1 protein-coding gene is annotated in these 641 nt (G+C 61.6%); it reads left to right on the top strand.

From position 1 onward, the window contains the following. Positions 1-641, top strand: a 641-nt coding sequence (locus tag H9627_RS14125) for an AAA family ATPase (RefSeq protein WP_191734647.1), incomplete at both ends; no start/stop codon positions are given.

Genomic DNA, 641 nt, shown 5'->3' with positions numbered 1-641 from the left:
ATTGAACAGGTAGTCAAGCCGCGCCTGGTTGCTGCTGGTGCTGACTTAAACCGGGTGTTCTTCCATGAGGTCACCACCGAGCGTGGCACCGAGGGCGCGCTACGTCTGCCCCAGGACATCCCCCTGCTGGCCGAGGCGATCAGGGACAACAACATCTCGTTCATGGTGCTCGACGCCGCCAAGTCTTCCATGGACCCGAAGCTCGACGGTTACCGCGATGATGATGTCCGCCAGTTCCTGGAGCCGTTGGTCAAACTGGCCGATGACTACGATGTCACCATCCTGGGATTGGTGCACTTCGGGAAACGGGATGGACGTGACACCGGCAAACTGCTGTTGGGATCTATCGCCTGGTCTCAGATCGCGCGCAGTGTGCTCTCCGCGGCCCAGGATGAGGACGGCACCCTGACGGTGACCAACACCAAGGCCAACCTCGCCAAGAGTGAAGTCTCCCGCCAGGCGTCCATCGTGGAAGTTGACGTTCCCCTCGATGACGGCACCGTGTCCACCATCGGCCGGATTGAGTGGGGGGACTTCACCACCACGTCGGCGGTGGAACTGCTCGACCGTTCCGAGGACCAGGACGTCGACGACCGCACCGACGCCGAAGCATGGCTAGAAGACTTCCTCACCGACAACGG

Source organism: Corynebacterium gallinarum (genome assembly GCF_014837045.1).
GTDB classification, from domain to species: domain Bacteria; phylum Actinomycetota; class Actinomycetes; order Mycobacteriales; family Mycobacteriaceae; genus Corynebacterium; species Corynebacterium gallinarum.
Note: the sequence above shows the minus strand (reverse complement) of the source record. Positions and strands in the feature narration are given on the sequence as shown.